The organism is Brevibacillus sp. AY1, assembly GCF_029870785.1.
GTDB classification, from domain to species: domain Bacteria; phylum Bacillota; class Bacilli; order Brevibacillales; family Brevibacillaceae; genus Brevibacillus; species Brevibacillus invocatus.
Window position 1 is genome coordinate 48,867 of the sequence record NZ_JAFLPN010000016.1, and the last position, 17,214, is coordinate 66,080.

Genomic DNA, 17,214 nt, shown 5'->3' on the forward strand with positions numbered 1-17,214 from the left:
GGTACATACCATCGGCACAATTGTCAGAGAGGAGAGCACTCTTGAACCGAGAAAACTGGTTGGAACGCTTGTTTCAAATCATTCGTTTTCTATGGATTTGCTTTGTTATCTACGCAGGCTTTTTGCTCTTTAAGTTCGGAACACCCTTACTTTACCCATTTATATTTGCTTTACTCATTGCGCTCCTGATCAATCGTCCTGTCAATTTTATGACGGCAAAATTCAGGTTTCCCCGCTGGTTGTCGGTGATTCTGGCTTTGCTCGTGCTGATGCTGCTGATGATTGGAGCTGCGACGTTGATCGTGACTCAGACGGTCAGTGAGATCAATGAGCTTGCCAAACTACTTCCAGGCGTCACGAAAGAATTGGGAGAATACCTGCAACGAACGATTTCGCAGGATTTCCTCATGGGGCTATACGATCAGATACAATGGATGTACACTCATCTGGACCCGGAGTTTAAGAACAAGGTTGACAGTACCATCCAAAGCGGGATCTCCTCGATCACCCAGACTGCACAGGATTGGGTCGTCGCTTTCCTGAACGGGCTGAAGAATTTGATCGTCTCACTGCCAAATATGGCGACGGTATCCGTGATTTCTCTGATTGGTGCCTTCTTTATCTCCAAGGACTTCTATGTTTGGAAAAAACGCTTTCAGCGGGTTTTGCCCAATGGGGTAAACAGCCGTCTGGATCAAGTCCTCAACGATCTGAAGGGTGCACTGGTCGGTTTCATAAAAGCACAGATTACCTTGATCTCCCTGACAGCCGCGATCGTCATCATCGGGCTTTTGATTCTGGACGTCAACTACGCGATCACGATCGGACTGATTACAGGACTTGTCGACCTCCTGCCTTATCTGGGAACAGGTACGGTATTTGTGCCCTGGATCATCTACCTCTTTTTTAAAGGAAACTACAGCCTCGTCATCGGCTTGTCCATTCTCTACGGTGTCGTGCTCATTTTCCGCCAGGTCATCGAACCAAAAGTCGTTGCTGAAAACGTCGGGCTTGATCCATTGCTGACCCTCGTTGCGCTTTTTGTGGGCTTGCAATTGTTTGGATTTTTGGGCTTGATTATCGGACCTGTCGCACTCGTGCTGATCAATGCCTTGGTGAAGGCTGATGTTTTCTCTGATGTATGGCGATATATCAAGTCAGGCTGATGTCTACAAACTCTACAAACTTGCAAAAAACCGCTTGACCAATGCATGTAGTTGGTTCAAGCGGTTTTTCATGTTGTCTTAGTCTATCTGCGAAAAAAGAACTGGATTCTTCCTGAAGAAATCAATCTCCACAGCCACAGCTTCAAAAGGTGACGTATGATCATGCGAGTGTATGGGATCAGCAGGATCAGACCGAAGACGTCACTGAAGAATCCGGGTGCCAGCAGCATGATGCCGCCGATGAGCACCAGCACTCCATCCATTAAGGTTTCGGTCGGCATTTGTCCGCGGGAGAGCTGCAGCTGCACCAGCCGGAATACCTGAAGTCCTTGCTGCTTGGCGAGCCAAGCGCCAACAATACCTGTCAGGATAACCAATGCCACCGTACTCCATCCGCCGATGACCTTCCCAACCGCGATCAATCCCCATATCTCTATGGCAGGAACGACGATGAACAGGACGATGAGGATGCGAAACAGCATAGCATCCCCTCCTTTTATTCAGAATCAATCATGTACGTGCAAAGGGTGATACTCTTCGTGTCATTCTTCTCCTCGATGCTGGCTCTCCAACCACTGATAAACCTCTGGCTCCGATCTTGGCAATCGGATCGGCTTCAGGTCTGTACTGGTAAAGACATGCATCGTTTTGCCTGTCACGAGCAACTCTTCCTCCGGCAGACGATAAATTTCATAGGCGAAGGTAAGACGCAGCGGGCTGATTTCTGCGACAGTGGTTCGAATCTCTACCACATCATCGTATTTAGCTGGCTTTTTATAGGAAAGACTTGCATCCGTCAGTGGGAGCAGCATGCCTTTTTCCTCGAGTTGTCGATACGTCAATCCTGCATGGCGTATCAATTCTGTACGCCCTACTTCAAACCAGTTCAGGTAATTGGTGTGATAGACGACGCCCATCTGGTCGGTTTCTCCGTAACGGACGCGCAACTGGTGGGTATGGATGATCGGACTCAACTGGATCGCCCCTTTCTCTCTGTACTTTCATTTTACCATAGCCTGTCAGTTCTATGAAAAGATCTGTTCGCTTTTTAATGTAAACCATGCTGTAGTGGGAGAGAGAAAAGCGAAGATCTTTGGGGTACCCACCGAGACGGAGTGAAAAAAACGAAACACGCATTTAAGCGTCCACCCCTGAAAGGCTCCTTGGAGGCGGCTGCTTTGGACGCGGTTTCGTTTTTTTCATGGAGTCGGGCAGTGAATCTCCTGTGCAGGTAGCCCAAGAAGCTGGAGCGTTTTCTCCTGTTTCCTGACCTCCACTGCGGCTGGATCAAACCGAAACGGCAAGAAAAAGGTGCTCCGCAGATAGACAAGCTATCTGTGAAACACCCTTGTATGTTGTACAGCGTGTATTTAGCGAATCGGGCAAGCTCCGCCTTCGCAGGATTCAGCAGTAGACAGATCGGCATCGCGGCCTGTTTCATACTGTTGCAGAATCGCAGGATCGAATGCCTTCATGGAAGCTTTCAGCTGTTCATACTCTTCCTTCGAGCATGCTTCGTACGGAGCGAGCTGGTAGTTTCCTCCATCCAACTGCAGGAAGGAAACGCCGACAAAATTATCCCAGTTGTCAAAGACGATGTCTTCGACTTCACTCCACTCTTCCTTACGCACGGTAATGGTGTTGGAGGAGTTGTGCTCGGTGTACTCTTTTTGGAAACGGAAGTACGTATCGAATTGACGCTTCGCGCTTACTTCATTCTTCGTTTCCTTAGCACCCGAAGAAACCGGGAAGTCAATAACGAGGGTACGTGCATTGGCCATCCGTTCTTCATGTGTATCGCCCGGTGTTCCCACTTCCGGATTCACGGTCCAGCCGAGGGCTTGTACCGCTTTTGCCAACGGATCCTCAGCATTGATGCGGATACGGCGAATATAATACGGAGAGTGCGACCAGTGCAGTCCACTGGAAACGCCACCTGCTACCTGGGAGAGCGTTCCCTCTGGTTTGACAGTCGTAACCAGCAGTGGCGAGTTGACGCGCAGCTCATACGCGTAACGATCCGCTTCATCGCGCGCTGCATCACCCAATAGACGCAAGAGCTCAAGCTCCTGTGCATCGCTGTAGCCCAATGTAGCAAGCGCATCTTTAACCCCTGTCAGCGACGTACCGAGCAAGCGGTCACGCTGCTGCACGACATCCCAGTGAGGCAGTTCGAGCGTCACCAGCGTCATGCGCAGGCCAGCACGAGCTGATTTGCGCTGTGCTTCCAACAGACCATCCAAATCCAGATAGTGCGAGCCATCTGGGCTTTTCTTCACGAATTCCACGAGGTTGACAGTCGTCAGGTTGCAGACGCCGTAAGAATCGAGCAGGATTTCCGCACAAGGATTCAGACCTTCTGCATTCGGACGGCGACGGTTGGCTTCCTCCAGATTGACGAAGCCTGGCTCCCCTTCCAGCTGCATCAGTGTAAATACCAGATGCAGGAACTCCTTGGACGGCTGCTTCATGAATGCGATGGAGTTGTTGGACATCCGGCGGTGATCCAGACCATTGCGGCCGTCGCCAACTTTTTGAATCGTGTCAAACCAGACCGGTTTGTTTTCGCCCAGCAATTCCCCTACACGGCGGTGATGAGCCAGCTGTTCATCTGTCCAGAAGCCGTTGATTCCGTATTTGGCCATCATGCACTCGTAATCGTCATGGTCAAAGAGGAAGATTTCCGCAGTTCGGCGCACGCCGCCCACCACGACATTCGCTCCAATCAGATTGCCGATATCGAGAATATGTATCGGACGGATTTTTCCGTAGCCCTTTTCATCGCTCACAATCGGTTCCAGATGCTGATCAATCTGGTTTTTCAACACTTTATCGATTCCTTCGAACATTTCGCGAAGTGGCTCATGTCCGCTAGCAGTACCCCCGAAGCGCTTCAGGCGCTCACCTTTTGGACGTACACTGTTGTAGGAAATTTTCACGGTATGGATATTTTCATATTCTTTTTCCGTCAGGATTTCCAGGTAAAGGCGAAGGGATTCTACCCAGCCTTCCTTGCTGTCCCCAACGTAAATTTTGGCAAAGCCGTTGTCCAGTACGTTGACCTCAGAACGCTCCAGGCGCTGATGCTTTGGCAAGGGCTTGTACTCGGAAGAAAGCAGAGTGACATTGGTGCGGATCGGACTCAAGCCTGCAGCCATTTCCTTCGTGCACTTGAAGCCTACACCTGTACCAACCAACAACAAATAAAACAGGTCGCCCAAATCAGCCCAGGATCGGATATTCAGGAAAGAGCAGTTGAAGTTCGCCAATGGGTATAGATCGGCAACGCCATTTTCCGCGCCCCCAACCCACAGTGTGCGTCCAGACAAAAACTGACGAAGGTTGAACATGTTGTCGAACAATCCTTCTGCCTCTTCCTCCAGCTTGCGGATGTCTGCATACATCCCGATTTTTTTCAGGTGCTGATAAGCAAGCTTGATATTGTAATCCACCGAGCGACGGCATGTTTCCTTCCAGGTTTCTCTTCTACCTAACTCAGGAATAAAACGGGAATAAGTGCGGTAGTAAACAAATTGTCCCAATGGACTCATATGCAAAGGAAAATCTGGGTATTTCGCTAAAAAATCATCCCCTAGAAAACGCGTTGGGGTAATCGTCTCAGTGGCCAGCATATCGGTTCCTCCTTAAAATCTATACTATCTAGTTAACTCTTTTTCCCCGGAAAACTCAATAGCTTTCTCAATATATAGTGCGCAATAATTTTCGACAACACTATATGTTGTGTCTCTAGTAAAATAATGCTTGACAACAAATCAGGTACTTTTTACTAGTTTAACTCTTTCAACCTTTGAGAGTTACCGAACGATTTTACCAGATTCACTGCCTGCATGCATCCGCTAAAATACCCCGTTGTACCCTGGTAACTTTTGCTATGCATGATCTACAGGCAGCAAAACGGCCAAGAAAAAAAGGATGACCGATTGTCACCCTTCTTCTCTTTCGGATGAAAAATGATACTTTCTACCTAAAGCACACGTGCATGTCCCGAATAGATATGTCCACGGCCAGAATCAACCGTGACCACGGTTCCTTCCTTCAAAATCTCGGTAGCGAGGTTCACTCCCAAGATGACAGGAACGTTTAAATTCAGACCGACAATCGCCGCATGTGAGGTGAGCCCACCCTCTTCGGTGATGACTGCCCCTGCTTTTTCGAACGCCTTGATCATATCGGAGTCCGTACCGATGGTGACCAGAATAGAGCCTTCCTCCGTCTTTTCCAGCGCTTCCTGAGCGGATCTGGCTATGACGACCTTGCCGGTGACGACCTTGCGACCAATCCCCTGTCCTTTGGCCACTACATCTCCAATCACGTGAATCTTCATCAGATTGGTCGTTCCCACCTCACGAACAGGTACTCCTGCTGTGATCACGACCAGATCTCCATGACGCACGTAGCCGCTCTGGAGCGACTCCTGCACAGACCTGTCCAGCATTTCGTCCGTTGTATTAGCCATCTCCCCCAGAACTGGATAGACGCCGTTTACGAGCGACAGACGGCGGATTACGCTCGCATGCGGAGTGACAGCTACGATCGGTGCTTTCGGACGGAACTTGGACACCATCCGCGCCGTATGACCGCTTTCTGTTGCCGTAATAATCGCTGCTGCATTCAGATCAAGCGCCGCATTGGCTACCGCTTGGCTGATCGCATCCGTGATAGTCACCTGTTTCAGCTGCGCCTGTTTGTAGAGAATTTCTCTATAATTCAGCTCCTGCTCAGCGCGCAGGGCGATCCGGTCCATCGTTTCTACCGACTCTACCGGATATTTGCCCGCTGCTGTTTCCCCGGATAGCATGATCGCGTCGGTACCGTCAAAAATTGCGTTGGCCACGTCGCTTGCCTCCGCTCTTGTCGGACGAGGGTTGCGCTGCATGGAATCGAGCATTTGTGTCGCAGTGATGACCGGCTTGGCCAGTTCATTACACTTTTTGATCAGCTGCTTCTGGACGAGCGGTACTTCTTCTGCCGGGATTTCTACACCCAGGTCACCGCGCGCTACCATGATCCCATCGGATACAACCAGGATTTCGTCTACGTTGTCTACACCTTCCTGGTTTTCGATCTTGGCGATGATATCGATGCGAGCATTGCTCTGCTCGAGAATCTGACGGATTTCCAGAATATCAGAAGCCTTGCGGACAAAGGATGCCGCGATAAAATCAACGCCCTGTGCAATACCAAATGCAATATCTTGAGCGTCCTTCTCCGTAATCCCTGGAAGGTTGATTTTGACTCCAGGCACGTTGACGCCTTTTTTACTTTTCAATGTCCCGCCGTTTTTGATCAGGCAGACAATATCCTTGTCGTGAACCTGATCGACGGTGAGCCCAATCAAACCATCGTCGATCAGAATGGTGTCACCAGGAGCGACATCTGCTGGCAGCTCGTCATAAGTAATGGAGACTTTTTCAGCGGTTCCTGCTACTTCCTCTGTTGTCAGTACGATGCGGTTTCCTTCGACCAGCTCGACTGCATCTACGGACAGCGTACCTGTGCGGATTTCTGGCCCCTTGGTATCGAGCAAGATCGCGACCGGCTTCCCTGCCTCTTCTGCAGCCTGGCGGATATTGGTGATCCGAGCAGCGTGTTCCTCATGTGAACCGTGCGAAAAATTGAGCCGGGCCACATTCATCCCTGCATGGATCAGCTTTTTCAAGGTTTCAACCGATTCGCTTGCGGGTCCTATCGTACATACAATTTTTGCCTTCCTCAACATTACAATCTGCCTCCTCTATGCTCCCTGCCAAACACAATTCCTATATGGACAGCGTTCTAGCCAACTGGTAAATCGATAGATCCAACTGATGCTTTTTCGCTAATGCTTCCTTAAAATCCACATCCACGATCTGATTGTTCTGGATGCCCACCATGCGATCCCGCTTTCCTTCGAGCAAGAGATCCACAGCAGCTGCACCCATCCTGCTCGCCAGCATGCGGTCCATCGCTGTAGGAGAACCTCCGCGCTGGATATGTCCCAATACAGTGACTCTCGTCTCCCATCCCGTCGCCTTCGTGATGGCCTCGGCATAGGAAGTTGCACTGCCGACACCTTCTGCCACGATGATAATGGAATGTTTTTTCCCGCGCCGCTGTCCAGCGTGAAGACGTTCGAGAATATCCTCCATATCTTGCTCTTCTTCTGGAATGATAATCGACTCGGCACCAGCGGCAAGCCCTGCCCACAACGCCAGATCACCGGCGTCGCGTCCCATGACTTCAATGATGTACGTTCTTTCATGGGAGGTAGCCGTATCGCGAATTTTGTCAATCGCATCGACGATGGTATTTAATGCCGTATCAAAACCGATGGTAAAATCGGTGCATGGAATGTCGTTGTCGATCGTCCCAGGTACGCCAATCGTAGGGATCCCTTTTTCCGTCAGCTTTTGAGCGCCGCGAAACGAACCATCTCCTCCGATGACGATCAATCCTTGTATCCCTTGCTGGTGCAGCTGATCCACGGCTCTTTGCTGACCTTCCTCTGTCTTGAAGGCCTCGCTGCGAGCAGAATACAGTATGGTTCCCCCACGCTGGATGATGTCACCTACAGAGCCTAGCGACATTTCCTCAATGTGCCCGCTCATCAAGCCCTCATATCCGTGATATACCCCATACATCTGCACACCGTGATAGGCAGCACGACGAACAGCAGCCCTTACGGCGGCATTCATGCCCGGGGCATCTCCACCACTGGTCAGTACGGCGATTCTTTCCACGCGATCTCCTCCCATCCTCTTAGCATGTCGCAAACTGGCATCAGTATGTACCAAATCCCCTTTGAAACATGCTGTATTAGTAAAAAGATGATATCTGTTATACTCGTTCTTCTTTTGTGCCATACTTTTTCAAAGATCTGTCAAATGCTTTCTCCGAATACGATTGTAGCAGATAATCCGTGCAGAAAAAAGCCAAAAAACGCCCCCTGCACATTACAGGGAGGCGTACTCTCCAATCCTTTTGAACTTCTCATAACGATCCTGTATCAATTCATCTGGTGTCATTTGACTGAGCTGTTCCAGTTGCTCCACCAGCAGGTTTTTCACTAGTCCTGCCTGCATCATCAAATCGCGATGCGCTCCGCCAAAAGGCTCCTCCACGATGCCGTCGATCACACCCAGCTCCAAAAGGTCCGGAGCGGTAATCTTCATCGTTTCTGCTGCGCGCATGCCCAAGCTGGAATCTCTCCAGAGAATAGCAGCCGCACTTTCCGGCGCAATCACGGAGTAATAGGAATTCTCCAGCATAAAGACCCGGTTCCCCACACCGATTGCCAGTGCACCGCCACTGCCGCCTTCACCAATGACGACGCAGATGATCGGCACTCCAAAAGTGGCCATTTGACGCAAATTGCGGGCAATCGCTTCACTCTGTCCACGCTCTTCCGCAGCTTTTCCCGGATACGCACCTGATGTATTGATAAAGCAGATAATTGGTCGGCCGAATTTGTTCGCCTGTTCCATGATCCGCAGTGCTTTGCGGTAGCCTTCCGGATGTGCCATCCCGAAGTTTCTGCGGATGTTGTCTTTGGTGTCCTTGCCCTTCTGATGTCCGATGATCGTCACTGGTCTTCCGTCCAGCTTGGCAATTCCGCCGACAATCGCCTGATCATCTCCAAACAGACGATCTCCATGCACTTCCATAAAATCAGTAAAAAGAAGCTGTATATAGTCCAAGGTTGTCGGTCTTTCCGGATGGCGCGCCAATTGCACGCGCTGCCAAGGCGTCAGGTTGCCGTAGATTTGTTCGGCCAGCTCCTTCGCCTTTTGCTCCAAGCGCTTCACTTCATCGGAAAAATCAATGCCTTTTTCTTCTGTAAAACGGCGCAATTCCTTAATCTTGTCGTGCAATTCTACTAATGGCTTTTCAAAGGGGAGCTCTCCTGCCATGCTTCCACTCCTTCCCGCGACGTGTGCATCTCTACCAGCTTCGTGAGCGTGGCACGCATTTCCTTACGGTGAACCACCATGTCAAGTTGTCCGTTCTGCAGTAAGAATTCCGCTGTTTGGAAGTCTTTTGGCAACTCCTGGCGGATCGTCTGCTCGATGACACGACGTCCGGCAAAGCCAATCATGGCACCCGGTTCTGCGATATTGTAATCGCCCAATGACGAGAAGCTTGCCGAAACACCGCCAAAAGTCGGGTTGGTCAATACCGAAACGAATAACAACCGCTCCCGATCAAGACGGGACAAAGCAGCGCTTGTCTTGGCCATCTGCATCAAGCTGAGGACACCTTCCTGCATCCGGGCCCCGCCTGAGGCTGAAAACAGAACAAAGGGCAGACGTCTATCGATCGCCCGCTCAATTGCACGCGTAATTTTTTCACCAACAACAGAACCCATACTCGCCATACGAAAGCGTGAATCCATTACTCCAATGACGATGCGATTGCCGCCTAGCAGTCCTTCACCTGTCATAATGGCTTCGTTCAGGTTGGTGTTTTCCATATCCTGCTCCAGCTTTTCCAAATACCCCGGGAAACCAAGCGGATTGGAGGTGATCAGTTCGGAATCGAATTCCTCTGTGAGCACGCCTTCGTCCAGGATGGCAGCCAGGCGCTCAGGCGCAGACATGGAATAGTGGTACTGGCATCCTTTGCAAACGCGCAGGTTTTTATCCAAATCCTTGGAGTAGTGAATGGTTCCGCAGTGCGGGCATTTATTCATCAGTCCTTCGGGAACTTCCTTTTCACGCACTCCCGCTTCTTTCGCTTGATTGCCAGAAGCGGGGACACGTGAGAGAGTTTCCGACGGGACGGTAGCAAATTTTCGCTTTTTGCCAAAAAGGTCTTTAAGCACCGTTGCACCCCACCTTTCTCTTCAGCGAAGGATTGTGCCAAATACTTCCTGGACCTCGTGAACTTCGCTTTCGGGAACGAGTATCTCGTATTGCTTGGAGACTTTCGCTTCACGAACTTTTACCAGGAATCCTTCATCTGTCAAACGTTGCTGTATCCGTTCTGCTATTTTTGCGCTGGGAGCGATGTAGATGACCGTCCACATGCTGGCTTCCTCCTCGATCGTCCAATACAGGTCTGCATCATCATATCACAGGCCTGACGCCAGCCGCAAATGGTTGTCAGAGCTTGCTATTTTCCAAATGTTGTCGCATTTTCTCGACCGCTACCTGCACATCTCCTGCACGGATTGCCTCCATGATTTCCCGATGCTCCTGCACGGCCGTGCTCGCCCTGCCCTCACGAGACAGAGATTCGACACGAATGCTGTTGCTGTATTCGACTAACGGCGCCCAGATCCGGTGAAGGATGGAATTTCGGCTGGAGCGACAGATGACCCGGTGGAATTGATAATCTTCTTCCGCCGGTACTTCTCCGCGCCCGATCCGTTCCTCGGCAGCCGCCAGAATCCGCTCCATCTCCTCAAAATGCTTTTCCGAGGCACGACGGCAAGCCAGACGTACAGCATCCAGCTCCAACATTCGGCGCATCTCGATCAAATCCTTCTTGGACTTTCCATCTTGCAGGATAAAAAAGCCCAAAATGTCAATCAATCGATTATGTCTGTAGTGTTTCAGAAACGTGCCTTCACCTCGGCGCGTTTCGATCAGCCCCAACAGCTCCAGTGCACGCAATGCTTCTCTGACGGAGGACCGTCCTGCACCCAACTTCTCCGACAGCTCTCGTTCGGACGGGAGCTTGTCACCGACACGCAGGTTATTCTCCTGCACGATCTGGTGAATGTGCAGGAGAATTTCTTCGTATACCTTTCGCTCTTGGGAAGAGTCGAGCACGATAAAACCTCCTCTACTACTGCCTGCTTCAAGTGAAATCCCGGGGCAAGCACGTGGTATGTACCCGGAGGTCGTTTCTTACACTTCCTGATACGAAATCGCAGTCAGCTTTTTGGTCTTTTCCTTCACCGCTTCCGGATCAACCGTGATGCGCGCTACGCCGCTGTCCATCGCTGCTTTTGCTACCGCAGCTGCAACATTTGGAGCCACACGTGCATCGAATGGCACTGGAATGACTTTGTCTGCGGACAGCTCTTCTGCCGCGATCAGGTCGGCAATCGCATATACGGCTGCGAGCTTCATCTCTTCGTTGATCTGAGTCGCACGAGTATCCAATGCTCCGCGGAAGATGCCAGGGAATGCCAGTACGTTGTTTACCTGGTTCGGGAAGTCGGAACGTCCAGTACCCACTACTGCAGCGCCAGCCGCTTTTGCGTCATCCGGCATGATCTCAGGATTTGGGTTGGCCATCGCGAAGATGATCGGATCACGATTCATCGACTTCACCATTTCAGTTGTAACAGCTCCTGCTACGGATACGCCAACAAATACATCGGCACCTTTCATTGCGTCAGCCAGTTCACCCTGCAGCTTGTTACGATTGGTGATTTTTGCCATTTCTTCTTTCACTGGGTTCATCCCGAAGGTACGGCCTTCGTACACAATACCTTTAGTGTCGCACATGATAACATCCTTCACGCCCATCGATACCAGCAGCTTGATGATGGCAATACCTGCTGCCCCTGCACCGTTGGCTACGACACGAATGTCTTCCAGCTTCTTGTCAACAACGCGCAATGCGTTGATCAGGCCTGCTGCCGTCACGATCGCTGTACCGTGCTGGTCGTCGTGGAAGATCGGAATATTGGTTTCTTTTTTCAGACGCTCTTCTACCTCGAAGCATGCAGGCGCTGCGATATCTTCCAGGTTTACACCACCAAAGGTAGGCTCCAATAATTTGACTGTTTCCACGATTTTGTCCACATCTGTCGTGTTCAAGCAGATCGGGAATGCGTCTACACCTGCAAAGGATTTGAACAGAACGGCTTTTCCTTCCATGACTGGCATCGCAGCTTCTGGACCGATATTGCCCAAGCCGAGTACTGCTGTTCCATCGCTGACTACAGCGACCAGGTTGCCCTTCATCGTATAATCATAAACTTTGGACTTGTCGTCAAAAATTTCTTTGCATGGCTCTGCAACGCCAGGAGAATAGGCAAGGCTAAGGTCGCGCGCGTTGCGAACCGGCACCTTCGTTACCGCCTCCAGTTTCCCCTGATGCTTTCTGTGAAGTTCCAATGCTTCCTCTCTGAGATTGGACACCATAACCACTCCATTTCGCGTTTGTCTTTACTGTCAATTTGCTTGTTTTGTACTCTCGGATCATTCATCCAGCTTTTTCATCAGAAGTGGTCTGACCACTTTTTTGATTATGCTCCCATTATAACAAAACCCGTTGTCCTGTAAACCTGCTGAAAAAGGCAAAAAAGGGAGGACATTGATCATCCTCCCCCATTTTTAGGCATTTCTTTCGTAATTACGCTATCAGGACCTAAAATTTCTCGCGCATGCTCCAAAAATGATGGATCTACATGAACGCGATTTTCATCCGGCAAGCGAATGGTCTGTTTTTTTCCTACGTAGTACAAAATGACGGGAATCGTTCCTTTTTTTTCGACAAACAAGCGCTGAAGCTGCTGCAAAGTCGAATCCCGCTCCTGGTCCGGTGATATTTTGACAAACAATACCAGCTCTGTCGAAGCCTGCGGCAGGGTATCTGCGTCCCAAAACCTGGATGCCAGCAGCTTGACCGTATCGTCCTGATGATCGACACGTGCCTCGGCGATCAGCATGCGCTCTTTCTCCAACAGTTCGACGTGTTTGCCATACACCTGCGGAAAGACGACGATTTCCACCGGCGCCGTCTTGTCCTCCAGTGTGACGAATGCCATCGGATCTCCTTTTTTCGTCTGAATGCGCCGCACGTTAGTGACCATACCGAATACCTTGACCGTCTTGTCTCTCGGCTGTTCTACCAATGAGGCGATAGCTGATACCTCTGGACGATTGAACAAGTGTGCGTACTGATCCAGCGGGTGTCCCGAGATGTACACCCCGAGCAGGTCCCGCTCCTCCTGCAGCTGCTGCGCCTGCGAAAACGGCGGGATTTCCGGATACTCCGACGGATCACGCACAATAGCTCCGCTCTCTTCACCGGCAAACAGATTCAACTGGTCCGCATCCCGTTCCACCCGTCTGCTCGTCGCTTTGCCAACGGCCTCATCGAGCAGGACCAGAAGCTGGCTCCGATGCCCGGGCAAGGAGTCGAGCGCCCCGCACAGGACGAGCGATTCTGCCACGCGCCGATTGACCAGTCTCCCATCTACCCGTGCACTGAAATCAAATACGTCTCGATAAGGGCGATTGGCGCGCTCCTGGACGATGGATTCGATCGCCCCGTAGCCGACATTTTTCACAGCTGCCAGGCCAAAGCGAATCCCATCCTGCTCTACCGTAAAAAATGCTTCGCTCTTGTTCACGTCGGGAGAGAGTACAGCCAGCTTCAAACGCCGCGCCTCTTCCGTATACTCTGCGATCCTGCTCTGATTACCGATGGACAGGGAGAGCAGGGCAGCCATAAAGGCTAGCGGATAATTGGCTTTCAAATAGGCCATCTGATACGCAATCATCGCATAGGCGACCGAGTGGGCCTTGGGGAAGCCGTAATCTGCGAAGCGGACTATCAAATCGTAGATTTCGTTGCCAAGCTCGGCTCCGTAGCCCTGTCTGACACAGCCTGCGACGAACTTCTCCCGCTGCTCAGCGAGTAGCTCCCGTTTTTTCTTGCTCACAGCCCGGCGCAAAATATCGGCCTCGCCCAGACTGAAACCGGCAAGGGAGGAGGAGATTTTCATGATCTGCTCCTGGTAGATGATGAAACCGTACGTCTCGCCCAGGATTGGCTCGAGCACCGGATGCGCGTATTTTACCTGGCTCTCGCCGTGCTTGGCCGCAATGTACTGCGGGATGATCTCCATCGGCCCCGGACGGTACAAGGCCAAAACGGCGATAATGTCATCCAGATCGGTCGGTTTCAGCTCGCGCAGGACATTGCGCATGCCGGCAGATTCAAGCTGGAAGACACCAGTTGTGTCTCCGTGTGAGAGCATCTGGAAGGTTTTCGCATCGTTGGTCGGAATCTTTTCCAGGTCGAGCTGTACCCCGAGTTTTGTGAGATGACGTAGCGCCTCTTGAATGATCGTCAGGTTGCGCAGTCCGAGAAAATCCATTTTCAGCAACCCGACTTCTTCGAGAATTTCCATCGGGTACTGGGTGAGCGCCAGCCCTTCGTGTCCAGTCTGCAACGGTACGTACTGTGTGAGAGGTTCACGCGAGATGACGACTCCCGCAGCATGCGTCGACGCGTGGCGCGGCAGTCCCTCTACGCCCTTGGCGGCTTCAATGAGCTGAGCCGCCTGCTTGTTTTCTGCACTTAGCTTACCGATATCCGGATTTAGCTGCATCGCCTTGTCGATCGTCATGCCAGGCGATTGCGGAATCATTTTCGCGACCCGGTCCACCAGCCCCAGGGACAAGCCCAGAGCTCGCCCTACATCACGTACAGCTGCCCGCGCAGCCATCGTCCCGAACGTAATGATCTGCGCCACGCGGTCATGACCGTACTTGTCTGCCACGTAATGAATCACTTCATCTCGCCGCTCCACAGAAAAGTCGATATCAATATCCGGCATCGTCACCCGCTCCGGATTGAGAAACCGCTCAAACAGCAGGTTGTAGTGCAACGGATCGACATTGGTAATTTTCAGGGAATAAGCGACCAGACTACCAGCAGACGAGCCGCGGCCTGGTCCCGTCGGAATCCCCTTTTCGTGGGCATAGCGCATGAAATCCCAGACAATCAGGAAGTAGTGCGTAAAGCCTGTCCGTGTGATGATGGACAGTTCGTGGTCGAGTCGCTCTTTGACCTGCGGCGTGAGCTCCCCGTAGCGCTCCCGGCAGCCTTGCTCGCACAGCTCCCGCAGGTACTGTGTCGGCTCTTGCCCCACAGGCAGCGGGAATTCCGGCAAGATGTGCGACCCAAAAGAAAACTCCAGCTCACAGCGCTGAGCGATCTTGACCGTGTTGGCCAAAGCCTGCGGCGCATAGGCAAAAGCAGCCGCCATCTCCTCCGCGCTTTTTACATAGTACTGATCTGACTCGTAACGAAAGCGATTCTCTTCCCCCACTGTCTTGCCTTCTCCGATCGCCAGCAGCGTATCGTGCAAGACGTAATCCTCTTGGTATATATAATGAACGTTGTTGGTAACAACCAGCGGTATCCCTGTCTCTTCACTGAGCCGAACAAGACGGGTATTCAGCCTGCGCTCAATCTCCAGCCCATGATCCTCCAGCTCCAGAAAAAAGTTATCCTGGCCAAAGACCTGTCGGTACCAATTTGCCGCTTCTTTTGCTCCGTTCTCATCACCAGCCAGCAACAGACGCGCTACTTCCCCTTCACGACAGGCGCTCAAGGCAATCAATCCCGCGCTGTGTCGCGTTAGCACTTCCTTGTTGATGCGCGGCAGGATATAGTCGCCCTCTGTATGAGCAATCGTGGCGATTTGCAGCAGGCTACGGTAGCCCTGTTCATTTTCAGCCAGCAGGACCAAATGATTGGGCTGCGGAGCATTTCGGACCCGATCCTGCAGGTTTCCTTCGATCAGGTAAACTTCCATTCCGATGATCGGCTTGATCCCTGCCCGTCGACACGCTTTGTAGAACGGGATGGCTCCGTACAGATTGGCGTGGTCAGTAATCGCCAGTGCCTGCATGCCCAACTCCGCTGCACGCGCTACCAACTGTTCGATTCTCGCTGCTCCATCCAGCAAGCTGTATTCCGTATGCACGTGCAAATGGACAAAAGCGGTCATCGTTTTCCTTCCTCTCTGAAATCCGTTCTTTCTATTATAGCGTAATTCTGTTCGAAGTGGGGAACGAGCGTTCTTTTACTTGTTTGCTATCTCGGCATTTGATAGGATAAAACAAGATTGCTAGAGAGGATGACGTTTTCACATGTGGCAAGCCTTTTTCTTGACCGGAGTTCTCGCTACGCTGGTAGCCAGCGTTTATTTCAGCATGGCAGCGCGCAGACGCGGCATTCACCCGCTGGAGTCTCGCATGACACTCGGAAAAATGAACGTCTGCTTAGGGATATTTGTCAGCTTGCTTGGATTCAATCAGTTTACCTTTGAAGAGCTGGATACGATACGCATTTTGGTTGCCCTGATCTTGATTTTTGTAGGGGCTATGAATCTATTTTTGGGCTCTCGCAACTTTTTTCGCTATCGCAGAGCTTGGCAAGAGGAAGCATCAAAAAATAAAGGGAGCTGACTGGTCGTCCGCCCCCTTGCCTGCTGGATGCTTTTTTCCTGTATTACCATCTGTTTATTCTGGCTAAATGACTTTTTCCTACGCTATAATGAGCGTGTGTGACATCCTAATGCTTCAGACAACCCGAGTGCAGTGCCGACGGTTGTCCTTTTTTATTTCCGCTGGTTCTCCGGCTTTGCCCACATCTCTTCCGGATTCAACTCATAGACCCCGTCCTCGCGATACATATAGTGGTTCATGATGAACTCACGGCGAATCGTCGCATAATCCTCATGAAACTGGCGAATGTAATCGCTGATCTCTTTCTCGGTATACTTGTGCCCTTTTTTCAATCCACGCACGATATGTTCGAACACGATCAGTTTTTTCTTGCGCTGCGCCGGAATCTGCTTCAGCTTGCCCTCGGCTGTAAAAAACGACCGAATCACCTGTATGCTTTCCACGACCATCTTGTTTTCTTCTCCTCTCTCACCTCTTGTTTCCGCATCCGTGTCAGCGAACAAAGAATCTCCTGCTCCACTCTTCGCCCGATCCAGCACGCCTACAATCGCTTGTGATTGCCGTTTCACATTGGCTTCATGCAGATAAAAGTAGACGGTATTCTTGTCCCGTCTTTCGTATACCAGACCTGCTTCCCGCAGCTTTGCCATATGATGTGTGATCGTCGGCGGCGTCACCCCGAGCTTTCCCGCGAGTGCCTGTCCGTGCAGTGGTCCATTGGCCAAAATCGCCAGGATTCGGACTCGCGTCGTGTCTCCCATTGCTTTATAAAACGAAACCAGTTGATCGAGCTGCAAGTGACATTCTCCTCCTGCTCATCCGAGTACCTAATTCGATGATTATCTAATCTATAGTGTAGTAGAAGGGCCGTTCCTTGTCAATTT

At 51.2% G+C, this 17,214-nt stretch carries 14 protein-coding genes; 2 read left to right on the forward strand and 12 right to left on the reverse strand.

Features of this window, described 5'->3' with window-relative positions; genetic code table 11:
* Positions 1-41 precede the first annotated feature (41 nt).
* Positions 42-1,166, forward strand: coding sequence for a sporulation integral membrane protein YtvI (gene ytvI / locus JZI27_RS14265; protein WP_251243749.1), 1,125 nt, complete (start codon positions 42-44; stop codon positions 1,164-1,166).
* 83 nt (positions 1,167-1,249) lie between these two features.
* Here ytvI and JZI27_RS14270 read toward each other — a convergent pair whose 3' ends face one another.
* The 11 genes from JZI27_RS14270 to JZI27_RS14320 form a co-directional block, all read right to left on the reverse strand.
* Complete coding sequence (locus JZI27_RS14270) at positions 1,250-1,648, reverse strand: FxsA family protein (RefSeq protein ID WP_481752812.1); 399 nt, start codon at positions 1,646-1,648, stop codon at positions 1,250-1,252.
* A gap of 60 nt (positions 1,649-1,708) precedes the next feature.
* Positions 1,709-2,140: an acyl-CoA thioesterase gene (locus JZI27_RS14275; RefSeq protein ID WP_122910486.1), complete on the reverse strand. Its 432-nt coding sequence runs from the start codon at positions 2,138-2,140 to the stop codon at positions 1,709-1,711.
* A gap of 396 nt (positions 2,141-2,536) precedes the next feature.
* Positions 2,537-4,798, reverse strand: a complete 2,262-nt coding sequence (gene nrdJ, locus JZI27_RS14280; RefSeq protein ID WP_122910485.1) for a ribonucleoside-triphosphate reductase, adenosylcobalamin-dependent — start codon at positions 4,796-4,798, stop codon at positions 2,537-2,539.
* Between the two features lie 353 nt (positions 4,799-5,151).
* On the reverse strand, positions 5,152-6,906 hold the full coding sequence (gene pyk / locus JZI27_RS14285; protein ID WP_251243748.1) for a pyruvate kinase: 1,755 nt from the start codon (positions 6,904-6,906) through the stop codon (positions 5,152-5,154).
* 40 nt (positions 6,907-6,946) lie between these two features.
* Positions 6,947-7,906 (reverse strand): 6-phosphofructokinase, encoded by a 960-nt coding sequence (gene pfkA, locus JZI27_RS14290; protein WP_122910483.1) that lies wholly within the window; start codon positions 7,904-7,906, stop codon positions 6,947-6,949.
* Positions 7,907-8,119: 213 nt separating this feature from the next.
* Entirely contained in the window at positions 8,120-9,076 is a 957-nt protein-coding gene (locus tag JZI27_RS14295; RefSeq protein WP_122910482.1) for an acetyl-CoA carboxylase carboxyltransferase subunit alpha, read from the reverse strand.
* On the reverse strand, positions 9,043-9,987 hold the full coding sequence (accD, locus tag JZI27_RS14300; protein ID WP_122910481.1) for an acetyl-CoA carboxylase, carboxyltransferase subunit beta: 945 nt from the start codon (positions 9,985-9,987) through the stop codon (positions 9,043-9,045). The genes JZI27_RS14295 and accD overlap by 34 nt, the downstream gene beginning before the upstream one ends.
* A 21-nt stretch (positions 9,988-10,008) precedes the next feature.
* Positions 10,009-10,191 (reverse strand): glutamate decarboxylase, encoded by a 183-nt coding sequence (locus JZI27_RS14305; protein WP_122910480.1) that lies wholly within the window; start codon positions 10,189-10,191, stop codon positions 10,009-10,011.
* 76 nt (positions 10,192-10,267) lie between these two features.
* Complete coding sequence (locus JZI27_RS14310) at positions 10,268-10,939, reverse strand: FadR/GntR family transcriptional regulator (RefSeq protein ID WP_122910479.1); 672 nt, start codon at positions 10,937-10,939, stop codon at positions 10,268-10,270.
* 78 nt (positions 10,940-11,017) lie between these two features.
* Positions 11,018-12,262, reverse strand: coding sequence for an NADP-dependent malic enzyme (gene ystJ, locus JZI27_RS14315; protein ID WP_122910478.1), 1,245 nt, complete (start codon positions 12,260-12,262; stop codon positions 11,018-11,020).
* Positions 12,263-12,441: 179 nt separating this feature from the next.
* Positions 12,442-15,870 carry a DNA polymerase III subunit alpha gene (locus tag JZI27_RS14320; RefSeq protein WP_280207902.1) on the reverse strand — a complete coding sequence of 1,143 codons (3,429 nt, stop codon included), beginning with the start codon at positions 15,868-15,870 and terminating at the stop codon, positions 12,442-12,444.
* A gap of 142 nt (positions 15,871-16,012) precedes the next feature.
* Here JZI27_RS14320 and JZI27_RS14325 point away from each other — a divergent pair, with 142 nt between their 5' ends.
* Complete coding sequence (locus tag JZI27_RS14325) at positions 16,013-16,330, forward strand: YtpI family protein (protein ID WP_280207904.1); 318 nt, start codon at positions 16,013-16,015, stop codon at positions 16,328-16,330.
* A 152-nt stretch (positions 16,331-16,482) separates the two neighbouring features.
* Here JZI27_RS14325 and JZI27_RS14330 read toward each other — a convergent pair whose 3' ends face one another.
* Entirely contained in the window at positions 16,483-17,127 is a 645-nt protein-coding gene (locus JZI27_RS14330) for a DUF2087 domain-containing protein (protein WP_280207906.1), read from the reverse strand.
* Positions 17,128-17,214 lie beyond the last annotated feature (87 nt).